The 19,830-nt window shown below is 60.6% G+C and carries 11 protein-coding genes; 10 read left to right on the top strand and 1 reads right to left on the bottom strand.

Features of this window, described 5'->3' with window-relative positions; all coding sequences use genetic code 11:
• Positions 1-44 precede the first annotated feature (44 nt).
• From ACA051_RS15195 to ACA051_RS15230, 8 genes are all read left to right on the top strand, one after another.
• Complete coding sequence (locus ACA051_RS15195; protein WP_497370673.1) at positions 45-467, top strand: AprI/Inh family metalloprotease inhibitor; 423 nt, start codon at positions 45-47, stop codon at positions 465-467.
• Positions 468-677: 210 nt separating this feature from the next.
• A complete protein-coding gene (locus tag ACA051_RS15200; RefSeq protein WP_497310506.1) occupies positions 678-2,453 on the top strand; it encodes a type I secretion system permease/ATPase in 1,776 nt (591 codons plus the stop codon).
• Positions 2,450-3,799, top strand: coding sequence for an HlyD family type I secretion periplasmic adaptor subunit (locus tag ACA051_RS15205; protein ID WP_497310507.1), 1,350 nt, complete (start codon positions 2,450-2,452; stop codon positions 3,797-3,799). Before ACA051_RS15200 ends, ACA051_RS15205 begins: the two co-directional genes overlap by 4 nt.
• Before the next feature lie 2 nt (positions 3,800-3,801).
• Positions 3,802-5,184, top strand: a complete 1,383-nt coding sequence (locus ACA051_RS15210; protein WP_497370675.1) for a TolC family outer membrane protein — start codon at positions 3,802-3,804, stop codon at positions 5,182-5,184.
• 191 nt (positions 5,185-5,375) lie between these two features.
• Positions 5,376-8,333, top strand: coding sequence for an autotransporter serine peptidase EprS (eprS, locus tag ACA051_RS15215; RefSeq protein ID WP_497370677.1), 2,958 nt, complete (start codon positions 5,376-5,378; stop codon positions 8,331-8,333).
• A 221-nt stretch (positions 8,334-8,554) separates the two neighbouring features.
• Entirely contained in the window at positions 8,555-11,602 is a 3,048-nt protein-coding gene (locus ACA051_RS15220) for an autotransporter domain-containing protein (RefSeq protein ID WP_497370679.1), read from the top strand.
• A gap of 24 nt (positions 11,603-11,626) precedes the next feature.
• A complete protein-coding gene (locus ACA051_RS15225) occupies positions 11,627-13,315 on the top strand; it encodes a polyurethane esterase (RefSeq protein ID WP_497370681.1) in 1,689 nt (562 codons plus the stop codon).
• Between the two features lie 96 nt (positions 13,316-13,411).
• Positions 13,412-15,265 carry a polyurethane esterase gene (locus ACA051_RS15230; protein ID WP_497370683.1) on the top strand — a complete coding sequence of 618 codons (1,854 nt, stop codon included), beginning with the start codon at positions 13,412-13,414 and terminating at the stop codon, positions 15,263-15,265.
• Between the two features lie 110 nt (positions 15,266-15,375).
• Here ACA051_RS15230 and ACA051_RS15235 read toward each other — a convergent pair whose 3' ends face one another.
• On the bottom strand, positions 15,376-15,600 hold the full coding sequence (locus ACA051_RS15235; RefSeq protein ID WP_497310512.1) for a YgdI/YgdR family lipoprotein: 225 nt from the start codon (positions 15,598-15,600) through the stop codon (positions 15,376-15,378).
• Between the two features lie 171 nt (positions 15,601-15,771).
• On the opposite strand from ACA051_RS15235, the gene ACA051_RS15240 reads away from it, so the two are divergent.
• Positions 15,772-17,439 (top strand): VRR-NUC domain-containing protein, encoded by a 1,668-nt coding sequence (locus tag ACA051_RS15240; protein ID WP_497370685.1) that lies wholly within the window; start codon positions 15,772-15,774, stop codon positions 17,437-17,439.
• Positions 17,436-19,715 carry an ATP-dependent DNA helicase gene (locus ACA051_RS15245; protein ID WP_497370687.1) on the top strand — a complete coding sequence of 760 codons (2,280 nt, stop codon included), beginning with the start codon at positions 17,436-17,438 and terminating at the stop codon, positions 19,713-19,715. Before ACA051_RS15240 ends, ACA051_RS15245 begins: the two co-directional genes overlap by 4 nt.
• Positions 19,716-19,830: the final 115 nt, after the last annotated feature.

Below are 19,830 nucleotides of genomic sequence, written 5' to 3' on the forward strand. Positions count from 1 at the left end.
GCCGCCCTCTGTGTCAACCGCCCCAAGCCGGAGTAAAACAAGCGATGGTTCACAACGCTTTTACCCACCGAACAACCGCGTGGCTCCTGGCGACGTTGATGATTTTCTTTGGAGAGACAGCCATGGCGAGCAGCCTGAAATTACCAGACCCCTCGGAACTGGCCGGCAAATGGCAGGCGACCCTGAACGCCAAAGATGACTCACCAGAGTCCCAGACGCCGCAAGACAAACCGTCCAACGTATGCGTCATCGACTTTCAGCCAACGCAGACACTGGGTGAGGGCGCTGGATGCCTCGGTGCCTGGCTGCAAAAGCCTGCGATTGGCTGGTTCCCGGAACCGGACGGCATCGCTATCACCGGTGATGAAGGCTCAAGAATTGTGTTTTTCAGCCGACAGCATGAAGGGCTTTATCAAAGCACATTGAAGTCGGGTCTGATCATTACGCTCAAGCGCGCTGCGCTTTAAGCGAAAAGTACCGAGCCGACGCAAGTGTTGAATATAAAGCGCGTAGTTGCCGTTATAAGCGTCAGATCAATAACCTGACTTTTAATAAAATATAAAAAGTTGTTATTCATTTGTAAGCGCTGACTGGCAAAGAATGTCTCGACCCGTGTGCGGACAGTTAATTGACATCTCGCCAAAACCGGGCGAGGAATATCATCTCAGGAAAAATCAATGAAGATGGCGAAGGCCCCAGCCACCGCACCGTTGTTCAAGGCACTGGGCGACTATAAAAGCATCCTGATCAGCGTCGGTTTTTTCACCGCGTTAATTAACGTATTGATGCTGGTCCCGTCGATTTACATGCTCCAGGTCTACGACCGCGTGCTGTCTTCGCAAAACGAAACCACCCTGGCCATGTTGTCACTGATGGTGGTCGGATTTTTCGCCTTCATCGGTTTGCTCGAGATCGTGCGCAGCTTCATCGTCATCCGCATCGGCAGCCAACTGGAGCGCCGTTTCAACCTGCGGGTGTATCAGGCCGCGTTCGAGCGCAACCTGCTCAAGGGCGAGGGCAATGCTGGTCAGTCCCTTGGCGATCTGACCCACATTCGCCAATTCGTCACCGGTCCTGCGTTGTTTGCCTTCTTCGACGCGCCGTGGTTTCCGGTCTACCTCTTCGTGATCTACCTGTTCAACGTCTGGCTCGGTGTGTTCGCAACCGTGGGCGCGGTGGTGCTGATTGGCCTCGCGTGCCTCAACGAGGCGATGACCAAAAAGCCCTTGGGTGAAGCCGCAGGGTTTTCCCAGAAGTCCAGCCAACTGGCCACCAGCCACCTGCACAATGCCGAAACCATTCAGGCCATGGGCATGCTCGGCGTGTTGCGCAAGCGCTGGTTCCAGGTGCACTCGCGTTTCCTCGGCCTGCAGAATCAGGCCAGCGACACCGGCGCCATCATCAGCTCCCTGAGCAAAACCTTGCGCCTGTGCCTGCAATCCCTGGTCCTGGGCCTGGGCGCCTTGCTGGTGATCAAGGGCGACATGACCGCCGGGATGATGATCGCCGGTTCGATCCTGATGGGTCGCGTCCTGAGCCCTATCGACCAACTGATCGCGGTGTGGAAACAGTGGAGCGGCGCCAAGCTCGCGTACCGTCGTCTTGATTCGCTGCTGCAAGCCTTTCCACCGAGTGACGAAGCCATGGCGCTGCCAGCGCCGAAGGGGCAGATCACCTTCGAACAAGTCAGCGCCGGCCCTCCGGGGCAACGTGCGGCGACCCTGCACATGGTCAACTTCAGCCTGGGTGCCGGCGAAGTATTGGGCGTGCTCGGCGCCTCCGGCTCCGGCAAATCGACCCTGGCCCGGGTATTGGTCGGCGTCTGGCCAACCCTCGGCGGCACCGTGCGGCTTGATGGCGCGGACATCCATCGCTGGAACCGCGACGACCTCGGTCCTTACATCGGTTACTTGCCCCAGGACATCGAATTGTTCAGCGGCAGCATCGCCGAAAACATCGCCCGGTTTCGCGAAGCGGATCCGCAAAAAGTCGTCGAAGCGGCGCAACAGGCGGGCGTCCATGAGCTGATCCTGCGCATGCCGCAGGGCTACGACACGGTGCTGGGCGAGGACGGCAGCGGTTTGTCTGGCGGCCAGAAGCAACGGGTGGCATTGGCCCGCGCGCTGTACGGCAAGCCTAGCCTGGTGGTGCTCGATGAACCCAATTCCAACCTCGACACCGTAGGCGAAGCGGCACTGGCCGGCGCCATTGCGCAGATGAAGGCCCAGGGCACCAGCGTGATTCTGGTGACCCATCGGTCCTCGGCGCTGGCCCAGGCCGACAAATTGCTGGTGCTCAACGACGGTCGTTTGCAGGCCTTTGGCCCCAGCCAGGAAGTGCTCAAGGCACTCTCCGGCGCCCAGGACCAGCCACGTGAAAAACCGGCGCAAGCACCGGGCGGGGTCAACATGAGTCGCCAGTATCAGCCTACGACAAGGAATTCTGGTGTATGACCAGCGATCGCATGAACACTGAAAACGAAGCGACGATGGAACACGATTACATCGCCGAACGCCCTGAGCGTGATGCGCGATTCTTCGCCCGCATGGGCTGGATTCTGGCGGTCGTAGGTGCCGGTAGTTTCTTCACCTGGGCCAGCCTTGCGCCGCTCGACCAAGGTATTCCGGTGCAAGGCACGGTCGTGGTCTCGGGCAAGCGCAAAGCCGTGCAATCGATGAGCAACGGCGTGGTCAGCCGGATTCTGGTGCGCGAGGGCCAGGTGGTAAAGCAGGGCCAGCCGCTGTTCCAGCTCGACCAGACCCAGGTCGCGGCCGATGTGCAATCGCTGCAAGCGCAATACCGCATGGCCTGGGCCAGCCTGGCGCGTTGGCAGAGCGAACGGGACAACCTCAAGCAAGTGAATTTTCCCGCTGAACTGAGCAACGATCCCGACCCACGCCTGGCCCTGGTGCTCGAAGGCCAACGGCAATTGTTCAGCAGCCGCCGCGAAGCGTTTTCCCGTGAGCAGGCGGGTTTGCGCGCAAGCATCGAAGGTGCCAGCGCGCAATTGGCCGGCATGCGCCGCGCGCGCACGGACCTGACGGCTCAGGCCAGTTCGCTGCAACAACAACTGAGCAATCTTCAGCCCCTGGCTGACAACGGCTACATCCCGCGCAACCGCTTGATGGAGTTTCAGCGGCAGCTGTCGCAGGTGCAGCAACAATTGGCGGAAAACAGCGGTGAAAGCGGCCGGGTCGAACAGGGCATCCTCGAGTCGCGCCTGAAGCTGCAACAGCACATCGAGGAATACCAGAAAGAAGTCCGCACGCAATTGGCCGACGCGCAACTCAAAAGCGTGACCCTGGAAGAGCAACTGACTTCCGCCGGGTTCGATCTGCAACACAGCGAAATCATCGCCACCGCCGACGGCATCGCGGTCAACCTTGGGGTTCACACCGAAGGTGCGGTGGTTCGCCAGGGCGAAACCTTGCTGGAGATTGTGCCGCAAGGCACCCGCCTGGAAGTGGAAGGGCACTTGCCGATCAACCTGATCGACAAGGTCGGCACCCACTTGCCGGTGGACATTCTGTTCACGGCGTTCAACCAAAGCCGCACACCCCGCGTGCCTGGCGAAGTCAGCCTGATTTCCGCCGATCAGATGGTCGACGAGAAAACCGGCGCGCCGTACTACGTGCTGCGCAGCAGCGTCAGCGACCAGGCCATGGAAAAACTCAACGGTCTGGTGATCAAGCCCGGCATGCCGGCGGAAATGTTCGTGCGTACCGGTGAACGTTCACTCCTCAACTATTTGTTCAAACCGCTGCTCGACCGGGCAGGCTCCGCGTTGACCGAGGAATAAGGATGTTCGGCTGTATGAATAAGCTTTCAATGCTCGCAGCCACCCTGGCGTTGCTGACGTGCAACAGTGTGATGGCCTCCATGGGGCCGTTCGAGATCTACGAGCAAGCGTTGCGCAATGATCCGGTGTTCCTTGGCGCCATGAAGGAACGCGATGCCGGCTTGGAGAACCGCATCATTGGTCGGTCAGGGCTGTTGCCCAGGATTGGTTACACCTACAACAAGGGGCGGAACACCTCCAAGGTTACCCAAATCAATGAAGGTCGGCCGGACTTCACTGAGGACCGCAACTACGGCAGCTACGGCTCGAACCTGACCCTGCAACAGCCATTGCTCGATTACGAAGCCTACGCGGCGTATCGCAAAGGCGTGGCGCAATCGCTGTTTGCCGACGAAGCCTTCCGCGGCAAGAGCCAGGAATTGCTGGTTCGGGTGCTGGAAAACTACACCCATGCGTTGTTCGCTCAGGATCAGATCGACATCGCGCAGGCGAAGAAGAAAGCCTTCGAGCAGCAGTTCCAGCAGAACGAGCAGATGTTCCGCCAGGGCGAGGGCACGCGCACCGATATTCTTGAGGCCGAGTCTCGCTACGAACTGGCAACCGCCGAGGAAATCGAGGCCCGCAACGAGCAGGACGCGTCCTTGCGTGAACTGGGTGCGCTGATTGGCGTGCCGGCCGTCGACATCACGGACCTGGCACCGCTGGACCAGAACTTCCAGACCTTCAGCCTACTGCCGGCCAACTACGACACCTGGCACGAGATGGCCGTGGCCAACAACCCGAACCTGGCCTCCCAGCGTCAGGCGGTGGAAGTCGCGCGGTATGAAGTCGAACGCAACCGCGCCGGACACCTGCCGAAAGTCAGTGCCTACGCTTCGGTGCGCCAGAACGAATCGGAAAGCGGCAACACCTACAACCAACGTTACGACACCAACACCATCGGCATTGAAGTCAGCGTGCCGTTGTACGCCGGCGGCGGGGTGTCGGCGTCGACCCGTCAGGCCAGCCGGACCATGGAACAGGCCGAGTACGAACTCGATGGCAAGACCCGGGAAACCCTGATCGAGTTGCGTCGGCAATTCAGTGCCTGCCTGTCGGGGGTGAACAAGTTGCGCGCTTATCAGAAAGCCCTGACATCGGCGGAAGCGCTGGTGGTTTCGACCAAGCAAAGCATCCTGGGCGGTGAGCGGGTGAACCTGGATGCATTGAATGCCGAACAACAACTATTTACCACCCGCCGGGATTTGGCTCAGGCAAGGTACGACTACCTGATGGCCTGGACCAAGTTGCATTACTACGCCGGAACACTGAATGAGCAGGATCTGGCCAAGGTGGACGAGGCATTCGGCCAAGGCCCAAGGCCCAAGGCCCCAGTAATTTTCTGACGTAACACCACCTGTGGCGAGGGAGCTTGCTCCCGCTGGGCTGCGAAGCGGCCCTTGATGGCGGTTGCTTCGCAACCGAACGGGACGATGCGGCGTTCCGACAAGCTCCCTCGCCACAGGAACAGCGACAGCCTGAAGAAAGCAACACCCAACCAGAATTCTAAAAACGCCAAAAAAGCGAGAAGTTGAACATGGACGTACAGATCAAGCCGATGTCGGTCGGCACGCTATTGCTCTGGATTTCAGTAGCGCCAGGCTCGGCCCAGGCGCTTTATCAGGAAAACGGTACCTTGGGCGATGCGGCCAGTTGGCGCTCGGTGGAGTTTCAGCGTGACTGGGGACTGGCCCGCATGCAGGCCGACCAAGCCTACGCCGCCGGCATCACCGGCAAGGGTGTGAAAATCGGCGAGCTCGATTCAGGCTTCGATGCCTCCCATCCCGAATTCGCCACCCACCGTTACCACGCGGTACTGGCCAGCGGCAGCTACGTCGACGGCTCCCTGTTCAATGTAGACGGCACCCTCAACGCCAACAACGACTCCCACGGCACCCACGTCGCCGGCACCATCGGTGCGTCCCGCGATGGCACCGGCATGCACGGTGTGGCGTACAACGCGCAGGTCTACGTCGGCAATACCAACAAGAACGACAGCTTTCTGTTCGGTCCCAACCCTGATCCGCGCTACTTCAAAGCGGTCTATAACGCCTTGGCCGACGCTGGCGTGCGGGCGATCAACAACAGTTGGGGCAGCCAGCCGCCGGACGTCAGCTATCGCACCCTCGACGATCTGCACGCTGCTTACGCCCAGCACTGGAACAAAGGCACCTGGCTCGATGCGGCGGCTGACGTTTCCCGACGCGGTGTGATCAACGTGTTCAGCGCCGGCAACAGCGGTTACCCGAATGCCAGCGTGCGTTCGGCCTTGCCGTATTTCCAGCCGGACCTGGGAGGTCACTGGCTGGCGGTGTCGGGGCTGGATCAAAGTAATCAGCAGAAGTACAACCAGTGCGGGATCGCCAAGTATTGGTGCATCACCACCCCCGGCGCGAAGATCGACAGCACCATCCCGGGCGCCGGTTATGCGATCAAATCCGGTACCTCCATGTCCGCGCCACATGCCACCGGCGCGTTGGCGCTGGTGATGGAACGCTATCCGTACATGACCAACCAGCAGGCGCTGGAAACCCTGTTGACAACCGCTACCCAACTCGATGGTTCCGTCACCCAGGCGCCCAATACCCGCGTCGGCTGGGGCGTGGCCAACCTTGAACGGGCGATGCGCGGACCGGGGCAATTGCTCGGGCGTTTCGACGCCAATCTGGGGGCAGGGCAGAGCGATGTCTGGAGCAACGACATCTCGGACAACGCGCTGATCCAGCGCCAGGGCGAAGACGCGGCCGAACGCAGTACCTGGCAACAGACATTGAGGACCAAAGGCTGGGAGAGCGGCGTGCCGGCCGGTGCCAGTCTGCAGGATCAGACGGATTACGCTGTCGGCATGGCGCGCGATCTTGCCGCCACCACTCGACTGTACGAAGGTAGCCTGATCAAATCCGGTGCCGGACGATTGATGCTGACCGGCGACAACACCTGGCGCGGGTCGACCACGGTGAATGGCGGCCTGCTGTCGGTCAACGGTTCGTTGGCATCCAGCGTGACCGTCAATGACAGCGGCACGCTGGGTGGGTCGGGACGTGTTGGCGCCCTGACGGCCAATCGCGGCGCAACGGTTGCGCCGGGCAATTCCATTGGCACCTTGCAGGTCGCCGGCGACGTCACGTTTGCGCCCGGCTCGACCTACGCGGTGGAGCTGTCGCCGACCGATAGCGACCGAATCATCGCGGGCGGCACGGCCACGGTCAGCGGCGCGACGGTCAGCCTGTCGCTGGAAAACAGCCCGACCCTGCTCAGCACCCGACAAGTGCAAAGCCTGCTTGGTCATCAGTACAACATTCTGCAAGCGGCCGGTGGTGTTCAAGGTCAGTTCGGCGCGGTGCTGCCCAACTATCTGTTCATCGGCGGCAGCCTCGATTACGCCGCCACCGGCATTCAACTGAGTGTGGAGCGTAACGACACGACGTTCGCCAGCGTCGGCCAGACGCCGAACCAACGCGCCGTCGCCTCTGCCGTGGAAGGGCTTGGGGCGGGAAATGCGGTGTACGAAAGTCTGTTGCTGTCGCCCACCGCGACGTCCGCACAGCAGGCCTTCCAGCAGTTGTCGGGGGAAATCTATCCGGCGCTGGGTTCGGTGCTGATCAACGACAGTCGTTACCTGCGTGATGCCGTCGGTGAGCGACTGGTTGATGCCAAAGGCGCTCAACGCAATGGCTGGATCAAGACGCTGGGGGCCTGGGGCAAGACCGATGATCGCCACGACACCGCCGGTTACACCACCTCGATTGGCGGCTTGCTCGCCGGTGTCGATGGCGCGATTGACGAGCAAACCCGGATCGGCCTGGTCACGGGTTACAGCGATAGTTCGGTGAGCATGGGCTCGGGCACTCATTCATCGGCCAAGGTCGATAGCTATCACTTGGGCGCTTATGCCGGCCGCGAACTGGGTGCCTGGCGCCTGAGTGCCGGCGGTGCCTACAGCTGGCATCGCGCCGACGTCAAACGTGACCTGCAGTACGGCGACGTCAGCGCCAAGCAGAAAGCCAAGGTCGATGCCGGCACCACTCAAGTGTTCGGCGAAGCGGCGTATCGCCTGAACCTGCAACCGCTCGCGCTCGAACCCTTTGCCAACCTGGCCTACGTGCACCTCGATACCGAAGGTTTCACAGAGAAAGGTGATGGCGCCGCACTGAAAAGCCGTGGCGACACGCGTGAGGCGGTGCTCAGCACGTTGGGCGTGCGCGCGTCGAAAACCGTGAACCTGTCCGGCCAGCAGCAGCTTGAACTGGGCGCGAGCCTCGGCTGGCAGCACAACCTGAGTAACACCGATGCCGAAGAACACCTGGCATTTGCCAGCGGCAGCACGTCGTTCTCGGTGGAGAGCTCGCCCATGGTGCGTGATGCAGCGCTGGTAGGCGCCCATGCCAGCCTGGCCCTGAGCCGGGACATTCGCGTGAACCTCGATTACACCGGCCAGCTGGCCAGCCGCGAGAAGAGCCATGGCGTAGGGCTGAGCCTCAATTGGCAGTTTTAAAGTGAACCCTTGTAGCAGCTGCCGAAGGCTGCGTTCGGCTGCGCAGCAGTCGTAAACCCTGCATGCACGGTGTATCTGACGGACCGCAGTGCCTGATTTTACGACTGCTTCGCAGCCGGACGCAGCCTTCGGCAGCTGCTACAGGAGAAGTGCTTCACAACATAAAAGTGTGCTTCTCAAAGCACAGGGATTTTCGCAACACAACTAAGGACGGTAGCTGGATGAATAAGAAGTACAACAACCTTGCCTTGCTTTGTGCATTGGCTTCAGTAGGCACCGCGCAAGCGGCGCCCTACGTGGAAAACGGTAAAGCAGGCGATCCCAACAGTTGGCGCAGCGCTGAGTTCAACGCTGACTGGGGCCTGGGCGCCATCAATGCACAGGACGCCTACGCCGCCGGTTACAGCGGCAAAGGCGTGAAACTGGGGATCTTCGATCAACCGGTTTACGCCCAGCATCCGGAGTTTTCCGGTGCCAACAAAGTCGTCACCCTGGTCACCAGTGGCATCCGCGAATACACCGATCCGTACATCCCGGTCAAAGCCGGCGATGCGTTTCGGTATGACGGTTCGCCCACGGTCGGCTACGACGGCAAGCTCGGCTCCCACGGCACGCACGTCGGCGGGATCGCGGCGGGCAGCCGTGACGGCAACCCGATGCACGGCGTGGCGTACAACGCGCAGATCATCAGCGCCGACAACGGCGATCCGGGCCCTGAAGACGGCATCATCCTCGGTAACGACGGTGCGGTGTACAAGGCCGGTTGGGATGCGTTGATCGCCAGCGGTGCGCGGATCATCAACAACAGTTGGGGCATCGGCATCACCGATCGCTTCGACCTGGGCGGCCGCGACCCGGCGTATCCGCACTTCACCGTGCAGGACGCGCGACTGCAGTTCAATGAGATCCAGCCCATCCTCGGCACACGCCAGGGCGGCGCCTATGACGGTGCGATCGCGGCCGCTCGCAGCGGCATCGTGACGATCTTCGCCGCCGGCAACGACTACAACCTCAATAACCCGGACGCCATCGCCGGCCTCGGTTATTTCGTCCCCGAAATCGCACCGAACTGGATGACCGTCGCAGCCTTGCAGAAGAACCCGGACCTCAACAGCCCGGACCTCTACAACATCAGCACCTTCTCGTCGCGCTGCGGCTACACCGCGAGTTTCTGCGTGTCGGCACCGGGCAGCAAGATCTTCAGCGCCGTCATCGGCGGCACCAATGCCAATGACCTGACCGTGGGCTACGCCAACAAAAACGGGACTTCCATGGCGGCACCGCACGTCGCGGGTGCGGTGGCCGTGCTGATGGAACGCTTTCCGTACATGACCGGCGCCCAGGTCGCCAGCGTGCTGCGTACCACGGCCACCGACATGGGCGCACCGGGTGTCGACTCGCTGTACGGCTGGGGCATGATCAACCTGCGCAAAGGCATCGATGGCCCGGCGATGTTGGTCACCGAGCAAGACATTCCCGAGGAATTCCGCATCCAGGGGGCCTACGGTTCGAGCCAGTTTGTCGCGGACTTGCCAGGCATCGGCGCGATTATCGATGCGGGCAAACCCACCGAACGCGTGTGCAATGACGTGCATTGCGGACTGGATGTGTGGCGCAACGACATTTCCGGCCATGGCGGCCTGACCAAGCAGGGCATCGGCACGCTGGTGCTGACCGGCGCCAACACTTACGCCGGTCCGACCCTGGTCAATCAGGGCCGATTGGCAATCAACGGCTCGCTGCTCTCGGCGGTCACCGTCAACGACAGCGGGATGCTCGGCGGTAATGGCCGCATCGGCGCACTGACCGCGAAAAGCGGCGGCACCGTGGCGCCCGGCAATTCCATCGGCACCTTGCAGGTGGCGGGCGACGTGACTTTTGAGCCCGGCTCGACCTACGCCGTGGAGTTGTCGCCCACCAGCAGCGACCAGATCATCGCGGGCGGTAAAGCCGTGATCGACGGCGCGACCGTCAGCCTGTCCCTGGAAAACAGCCCGACCTTGCTGACCACCAGCGAAGTGCAATCCCTGCTCGGCAATCAATACAACATTCTGCAAGCGGCCGGCGGGATCGAAGGGCGGTTTGGCGCAGTCCTGCCGAACTACCTGTTCATCGGTGGCGCCCTTGACTACTCGGCCACTGGCATCCAGTTGGCGGTAGAGCGCAACGCAGCGTCCTTCGCCAGCGTCGGCCAGACCCCGAACCAACGCGCCGTCGCTGCCGCTGCCGAGCAACTGGGCGCGGGTAATCCGCTCTATGAAACCCTGTTGCTGTCGCCGACCGCAGCGGTCGCGCAACAAGCCTTCCAGCAACTGTCCGGTGAGATTCACCCGGCGATCGGCACGTTGCTGATCAACGACAGCCGTTACCTGCGCGATGCCGTCGGCGAACGCCTGCGTGAGCGTGATCTGTTCGATGCGGCGGCACCGACCGATGACCGCAGCAACGCCTGGGTCAAAGTCCTCGGCGCCTGGGGCAAGAGCGACGGCGGGCATGACAACTCCAGTTCCACCAGCTCCATCGGCGGCTTGCTGGCCGGTGTCGACGGTCTGATCACTGAAGATACGCGGCTCGGTTTCGTCACCGGGTATAGCGACAGTTCGTTGAGCATGGGCGATGGCACGCATTCGTCAGCCTCGGTCGACAGCTATCACTTGGGTGCCTACCTGGGCCATGAAATCGATGCACTGCGCTTGAGCGTCGGCGGCGCTTACAGCTGGCATCGCATCGATGTGAAACGTGACCTGCAATTCGGTGACGTCAGCGGCAAACAGAAATCCAAGCGCGATGCGACCACCGCCCAACTGTTTACCGAAGCGGCGTATCGCCTGGACCTGCAACCGCTGGCCCTGGAACCGTTCGCCAACCTGGCTTACGTGCACCTCAACAGCGACAGCTTCTCCGAGAAAGGTGATGCCGCGGCGCTCAAGGGTGGCGAAGACAACCGCGACGCCGTGCTCTCGACCCTCGGTTTGCGGGCGAGCAAAGCCATTGCCCTGTCTGACAAACAGCAACTGGAACTGTCCGGCACTCTGGGCTGGCAGCACAACCTGAGCAACACCGGTTCTGAAGATCACCTGGCTTTCGTGAACGGCAACACCGGGTTCAGCGTGCAGAGCGTGTCTCTGGATCGTAACGCTGCCGTCGTGGGTGCGCGGGCCGGTCTGGTAGTGGCTCGGGATGTGCGGGTGAGCCTGGACTACAACGGACTGCTGGGCTCCAGCGAGAAGGACCACGGTGTGGGGCTGACGCTCGACTGGCAGTTCTGATTCAACGCAAAGGAAGCAAACGACATGGGACTGTTCGATTACAAAAATGCGGATGGCAAGGCGTTGTACAGCGACGCCATCGCCCTGACGCTGTATGCGTACACGCCAACCGGTCAGCCGCTGCCGGCCACCGCGTGGGCGCCGATTGGCGCTGCGCAGCTGGGTTATCAAGGCAAGGTCGGTGCTCAGGGCACCTTCTTTGGCGAGAAGGACGGCTTCACCAGCGCCGAAGCCGAAGTGCTCGGCAAGTACGACACGGCGGGCAAGCTGATCGGTATCGGCATTGCCTTCCGGGGCACCGGAGGCCTGGGGTACAGCGACACCTTCGGCGACATGAAAAACAACCTGCTGGCCGCCATCGGCCCGGTGGATTACGCGACGAACTACGCGAAAAACGCCTTCGACACCTTGCTCAAGGACGTTGCCGCGTTTTCCATCGCCCATGGCCTGAGCGCCAAGGACGTCACGGTCAGCGGCCATAGCCTGGGCGGGTTGGGGGTCAACAGCCTGGCCGAGTTGAGCGGCAACAACTGGGGCGGTTTCTTCAAGGACGCCAACTACATCGCGTTCGCCTCACCGACCCAGAGCGCGACCGGCAACAACGTGTTGAACATCGGCTACGAGAACGATCCGGTGTTCCGGGTGCTCGACGGCACCACGTTCAGCACAGGTTCGCTGGGCAAGCACGATGGGCATCAGGAGTCGGCGACCAACAACATCGTCAACTTCAATGACCAATACGCCTCCACCGCACAGAACCTGGTGCCGTTCAGCATCCTCAATCCGCTGAACTGGTCGGCCCATGGCTCGTTGGGCTATGCCGACGGTTTGAACCGGGTGATCGACTCGCGTTTCTATGACCTCACCGACAAGTACTCGACGCTGATCGTCTCCAACCTGGCGGAATCGTCCCGGGGCAAAACCTGGGTCGAGGACCTCGGTCGCAGCGGCGAACCCCATACCGGCAGCACCTTCATCATCGGCACCGACAGCAACGACCTGCTTAAGGGCGGTGCCGGCAATGATTTCATCGAAGGCCGCGACGGCAACGACCGGTTCCGCGATGACGGCGGTTACAACCTTCTGCTGGGCGGCAAGGGCAGCAACACCTTCGAATTGCAGAAGCCGTTGCAGAACTTCAGCGTTGCCAACGACGGCGACGGCACCCTGTACGTGCGCGATGCCTATGGCGGCATCAGCATGACCCGCGACATCGGCGCGCTGGTGAGTAAGGAGTCGGGGTCATGGTGGGGGAGCAAGGAGGTGACTTACAGCGTCACCGCCAATGGCTTGCTCAATGGCAGTGAATTGACCCACTACAACCACTCGCTCAACGGTGACGCCTACGGCAACACACTGGCGGCCAGCGTCGACGGCGACTGGTTGTTCGGTCATGCCGGCGACGACCTGCTGCGCAGCGACAAAAGCCAGGTGACCTTCGTCGGTGGCGCGGGCAACGACGTGATGCAGGGTTCGGGTGGCAACAACACCTTCCTGTTCAGCGGCGCCTTCGGTTTTGACGCGATCAATGGCTACCAGGGCAACGACAAGCTGGTGTTCCTGGGTGTTCAGGGCGCGGGGCAGGGGTATGACTACAAGCAACACGCTTCGCAGTCGGGCCATGACACGGTTCTGAAGGTGGGCGATTTTGCCGTGACCCTGGTGGGAGTGGGACTGGACAGCCTGTCGGCTTCAGGCATCACGTTTGCGTAAAAGCTGCATGCACTAAATGCTCCGGGGCACCTCGTGAACGAGGCGTCCTGGTTGTGAGCTATCTCTGACAATTCCAACAAAAGAGAGGCAATACCAATGGGTGTGTATGACTACAAAAACTTCGGCACAGCCGATTCCAAAGCGTTGTTTACCGACGCAATGGCGATCACGCTGTATTCCTATCACAACCTCGACAATGGCTTTGCCACCGGTTACCAGCACAACGGCTTCGGCCTGGGCTTGCCGGCGACTTTGGTCACCGCGCTGCTGGGTGGCACCGATTCCCAGGGCGTGATCCCCGGCATTCCCTGGAACCCCGATTCGGAAAAAGCTGCGCTGGAGGCCGTGCAAAAAGCCGGCTGGACGCCCATCACGGCCTCGCAACTGGGTTATGACGGCAAGGTCGACGCTCGCGGAACGTTCTTCGGCGAGAAGGCCGGGTACACCAGCGCGCAGGTCGAGATCCTCGGGAAGTACGATGCTCAAGGCCATCTCACCGAAATCGGCATCGCCTTTCGCGGCACCAGCGGGCCGCGAGAAACCTTGATCGGCGACTCCATCGGCGACGTGATCAACGATCTTCTGGCGGCCTTCGGTCCCAAGGATTATGCGAAAAACTATGTGGGCGAAGCCTTCGGCAATCTGCTCGGCGACGTCATGGCATTTGCCCAGGCCAATGGCCTGTCAGGTAAAAACGTGCTGGTCAGCGGCCACAGCCTCGGCGGGCTGGCGGTCAACAGCCTGGCGGACTTGAGCACGGACAAGTGGTCCGGGTTCTACAAGGATTCCAACTACATCGCCTACGCGTCCCCGACCCAGAGCAGCACCGACAAAGTGCTCAACGTCGGCTATGAAAACGACCCGGTGTTTCGGGCCCTCGACGGTTCATCCTTCAACCTGTCGTCGGTGGGTGTGCACGATGCCGCCAAGGCCTCGGCGACCGATAACATCGTCAGCTTCAACGACCACTACGCCTCGACCGTGTGGAATGTGCTGCCGTTCTCCATCCTCAACATCCCGACCTGGATCTCGCACTTGCCGACCGCTTATGGCGACGGCATGAACCGGGTGATCGAATCGAAGTTCTACGACCTCACCAGCAAGGACTCGACGATCATCGTCGCGAACCTCTCGGACCCGGCGCGCGCCAACACCTGGATTCAGGACCTCAATCGCAACGCCGAAACCCACAAGGGCAGCACCTTCATCATCGGCAGCGACGGCAACGACCTGATTCAGGGCGGCAAGGGCAACGACTACCTGGAGGGCCGTGAGGGTAACGACACCTTCCGTGACGGCGGCGGCTACAACATCCTGTTGGGGGGCAAGGGCAACAACGTGCTGGACTTGCAGCAGTCGGTGAAGAATGTCGACTTTGCCAATGACGGTGCCGGCAACCTCTATGTTCGTGATGCCAATGGCGGCATCAGCATCACCCGGGACATCGGCAGCATTGTCACCAAGGAACCGGGGTTCTTGTGGGGGTTGTTCAAGGATGACGTGACGCACAGCGTGACGGCCAATGGACTTGCCGTCGGCAACAACCTGACGTCATACGCGTCATCGGTGAAGGGCGGCGCGGGGGCCGATACGCTCAAGGCGCATGCGACGGGCGACTGGCTGTTTGGTCTGGACGGCAACGATCATTTGATCGGCGGCAAGGGCAACGATGTGTTGGTGGGCGGGGCGGGGAATGACCTGATGGAATCGGGGGGCGGGATTGATACGTTCCTGTTCAGCGGTGCGTTTGGTCAGGACCGGGTGGTGGGGTATCAGGCGAACGACAAGCTGGTATTTCTCGGGGTTCAGGGGGTCGTGCCGAATGATGACTATCGGGCTCATGCCACGGCGGTGGGGCAGGATACGCTGCTGACATTTGGTGGGGATTCGGTGACGTTGGTGGGGGTTGGGCTGGAGAGTTTGTCTGGCTCCGGGATCGTAATCGCCTGACGTTGATTTGCCGCCGGTAAGGGCCTCTTCGCGGGCAAGCCTCGCTCCTACAGGGTTGTGCGATTCCTTTTAGGAGCGAGGCTTGCCCGCGAAGAACGATAACCCGGTTTTCAGTCTTCCTCGCGAACCGTCGCCACGTCGTCGGCATTGACCTTCACTTTCGCGCCGGAAATATCCTCAAATTCGTAAAACCCGTCCTTGGTCTTGGTTTTCGGCATGTCCTTGGTCAAATACTGGGTGCCGTTCTGCAACGTCACGACTGTTGGCGTGGAGCAACCGGCCAGGGCCAGGAAGGCCGCCGCTGCCAAGGGCAAACCCAGAGTCTTGATATTCATACCCACCTCTCAACTGCATAAAAAAAGCCGCTATGCCGGTTGGTGCCGTGGATTGGCAGAAAGTTCGATGGCCACCTGAAAATAGCCAAATAGCGCCGCCGCTTATCCTTTTCCGTTTGCACCGGAGTCGCTGTAGCTGGTATCTGTACGCATAACCAGTACTCGCACGCCATGGCCCTTTCTCCAGTGACTGCAAATCCTCTCGACGACCCGTTCTATTACCTGAACAACTTCATGCAAGTGCTTGATTGGCTTGAGCATCGCTATGCCGATGTACTGAGCGTCGAGGAGCAGGTCTTCATCCGCGATTTCCGTCGACAACCTCGTGAGTCGCGGGCGCTGCTGGTCAGGATGGTGATGCGCAAGGGCCTGCATTTCAGGGCTGGCAAATTGAGTTACGTCGAGATTGGCGACATTGCCAGTGCTGCCGAGCCATTGCTGGCGTCAGGCTGGATCTCTGCGCAATCGCCGCTACAGATCGAGGAACTGTTCGACGTTCTGCTCAAGGCCGAGATTCTTTACTGCTTCGGTGCCGCCATCGAGCAACCCAAAGGCAAGAAGACCGAATGGCTGGCGACCCTGAGCGAGCAGTTCTGCGAGGCGCAAAGCTTCGCGCAATGGTGCCCGCAACTGAACGACCGGCTGTTCACGCTGACCATCATGGACCTGTGCGATCGCTTGCGGCTGATGTTCTTCGGCAACCTGTATCAGGACTGGTCGGAGTTCGTGCTGGCCGACCTCGGCATCTTTACCTATGAAAAAGTCGAATTCTGTGCCGAATCCCGGGGCCTGCGCAGCCGTGAAGACGTGGACGCCTGCCTGTTCCTGCACCAATGCCAGCAACGTTTCGAGGCCGGCGAGGCGGTGGCAGATATTGTCGAGCAGATCAACGGGCTGGCGCTCGACAACCCGTGGTTGCAACGCCGTCGCGGCAAGCTGTTGTTCCAGATCGGTCAGTACTGCGAACGCATCACGGATTTTTCCACGGCGCTGACGATTTACCGCGACTGCGCCTATCCCGGCGCTCGGGTGCGGCTGATTCGTGTGCTGGAACGCTGTGGTGAATATCAGTTGGCCTTGCATCTGGCCACTCAAGCTGAGCAACAACCGGAAAGCGCCACCGAGCATCAGCATGTGCTGCGTGTGTTGCCCAGGCTGCGGCGTAAACTGGGCGGCCCGGCAATGAAGCGCCCATCTCCCCGTGAAATGCTGCGCCTGGACCTTCAGTTGTCCAGGACCGATCCGGCGCTGTCGGTCGAATTTCATGTTCAGGCGCACCTGGCGGAGGATTTGGCGCCGGTGCATTACGTCGAGAACAGTCTGATCAACTCGCTGTTTGGCCTGTTGTGCTGGCCGGCGATTTTTGCTCCGTTGCCGGGGGCGTTTTTCCACCCGTTCCAGCGCGGGCCGGTGGACCTGCTCAACGAAGACTTCCATGCACGTCGAGCAGATGAGTTTCAGGCCTGTCTGGCCGAACTCGAGGACGGGCGTTATATCCAGACCATCCGTGAACGTTACGTCGCCAAGTGGGGCGTGCAGTCACCTTTCGTGTTCTGGGGCGCGCTGAGCGAAGAATTGCTGGATCAGGCGCTTGACTGCCTGCCCGCCGAACACCTCAAACACTGGTTCAATCGCCTGTTGCTGGACATCAAGGCCAACAGGGCCGGCATGCCCGACCTGATCCAGTTCTGGCCGCAGCACAAGACCTACCGCATGATCGAAGTCAAAGGCCCCGGCGATCGCCTGCAAGACAACCAATTACGCTGGCTGGAGTTCTGTCACGAACACCAGATGCCGATCGCCGTCTGCTACGTGCAATGGGCGGAGCAGAGCGCTTGAGCTACAGCATTGCGGTGCGGGCGCTGTGTGAATTCACCGCCAAGGTCGGCGACCTCGACCTGCGTTTCACGCCGTCGCCGACCGCACTGGAGGGCATCGTCGGGCATCGCACCGTGGCCTCGCGTCGAAGCGAGGGTTATCAAAGTGAAGTCGCCCTGGAAGGCCTGTTTAAAACGTTGAAGGTCAAGGGCAGGGCGGACGGCTACGACCCGGCGCAAAACTGCCTGGAAGAAGTCAAAACCTATCGCGGCGACCTGAGCAAGCAACCGGCCAACCACCGGAAATTGCACTGGGCACAAGCGAAGGTCTACGGATGGCTGATGTGCCAGAAGCTGGAGCTGGCGCAGATCAATCTGGCGCTGGTGTACTTCGACATCGTCAGCGAAAAGGAAACCTGCCTGGTCGAGGCCTTCAGCGCCGGGGAGCTGCAGTCGTTCTTCGAGCATCATTGCGCGCTGTTCCTGCAATGGGCCGAGCAGGAAATGGCCCATCGCGACGCGCGCAATCACGCGGCACAGCAATTGGCGTTTCCCCATGACGACTTTCGTCCGGGGCAACGGCACTTGGCGGAATCGGTGTTCAAGGCGGTCAGCACCGGTCGATGCCTGATGGCTCAGGCGCCGACCGGCATCGGCAAGACCGTGGGCACGCTGTTTCCGATGCTCAAGGCCCTGGCGCCGCAGCAATTGGACAAGGTGTTCTTTCTCACGGCGAAAACACCGGGGCGCAAACTGGCGCTGGATGCCGCGCAAGTGATCCTTGATAGCGCCGCTGCGCCGCCGCTGCGGGTGCTGGAGATGATCGCCCGGGACAAGGCCTGCGAGCACCCGGACAAAGCCTGTCACGGTGAATCCTGCCCGTTGGCCCAAGGTTTTTACGACCGTTTGCCGGCCGCCCGCCAGGCCGCCAGTGAACTCCGCCTGTTGAATCAGGACGCATTGCGCCAAGTGGCATTGGCGCATGAAGTCTGCCCTTATTACCTGAGCCAGGAAATGGCACGCTGGGCAGACGTGGTGGTCGCCGACTACAACTACTATTTCGATTTCAGTGCGTTGCTGTTCGGGTTGGCCCAGGCCAATAACTGGAAAGTCGCGGTGTTGGTGGATGAGGCGCACAACCTGGTGGAACGCGGCCGGCAGATGTACAGCGCCACGCTCGATCAGTCGACCCTCAATGGGGTACGAAAAACCGCACCGGACGCCCTGAAAAAACCGTTGCAGCGGGTAAATCGCGAGTGGAATGCCCTGCATAATCTGCAATTGGCGCCGTATCAGGCATACGACAAGGCACCGGAAAAACTCCTCCTGGCGCTGTCGTCGTGCAGCGCGAGCATCGGCGATTATCTCAACGATTATCCACAGGGCCTGGACAGCGCCCTACAGAGTTTTTACTTCGATATGCTGCAGTTTTGCCGGGTGGCCGAACTCTTCGATGAGCAGTTTCTGTTCGACATCAGCAAGCGTGACCTTGAGCGCAAACAACACCTGTCGCAACTGTGCCTGCGCAACGTGGTGCCGGCCGGTTTCATCCGCCCACGCCTGACGGCTGCGCGCAGCACGGTGCTGTTTTCCGCGACGCTCAGTCCTCGGCATTATTACGCGGACCTGCTGGGTACGCCGCCGGATACGGTGTGGATCGATGTCGAATCACCGTTCCATGCCGACCAGTTGAAAGTGCACATCGTCAGCCAGATATCGACCCGATTCGTCCACCGTCAGGCGTCCCTCGAACCGATTGTCGAACTGATCGCCCGGCAATTCAGCCAACGCCCCGGCAACTACCTGGCATTTTTCAGCAGCTTTGATTATTTGCAGCAAGTGGCGCAGTTACTGGCCGAGCGACACCCGCAGATCACCCTGTGGTCGCAGTCCAGGGGAATGACGGAAGGGCAACGCCAGGCCTTTCTCGATCAGTTCACCGTGCATAGCCAAGGTATTGGTTTTGCGGTGTTGGGCGGAGCGTTCGGTGAAGGTATCGACTTGCCCGGCGCACGCCTGATCGGCGCGTTCATTGCCACCCTGGGGCTGGCGCAACTCAATCCGGTCAACGAACAGATGAAGCATCGAATGGCGGCGATTTTCGGCGCCGGTTATGACTACACCTACCTGTATCCCGGGGTGCAGAAAGTGGTGCAGGCGGCAGGAAGGGTGATCCGCACTCAGCAGGATCAAGGGGTGGTGATGTTGATTGATGACCGGTTCGGCGACAGCAAGGTCAAACACTTGCTGCCGCGTTGGTGGTCGGTCGAGCAGGCACATTTGACCTTTGTTACGTAGGACCTTTTACCTTTTAAAACAAAGATATATCTTGAAAGAAACACGCATTTGAACAAACGGTGAAACAGCGCTTTATTCAAGGGGCAGGCAATCACTTTCAGCCAGCTCTTTGATA

It is taken from the genome of Pseudomonas sp. LBUM1669, assembly GCF_059695705.1.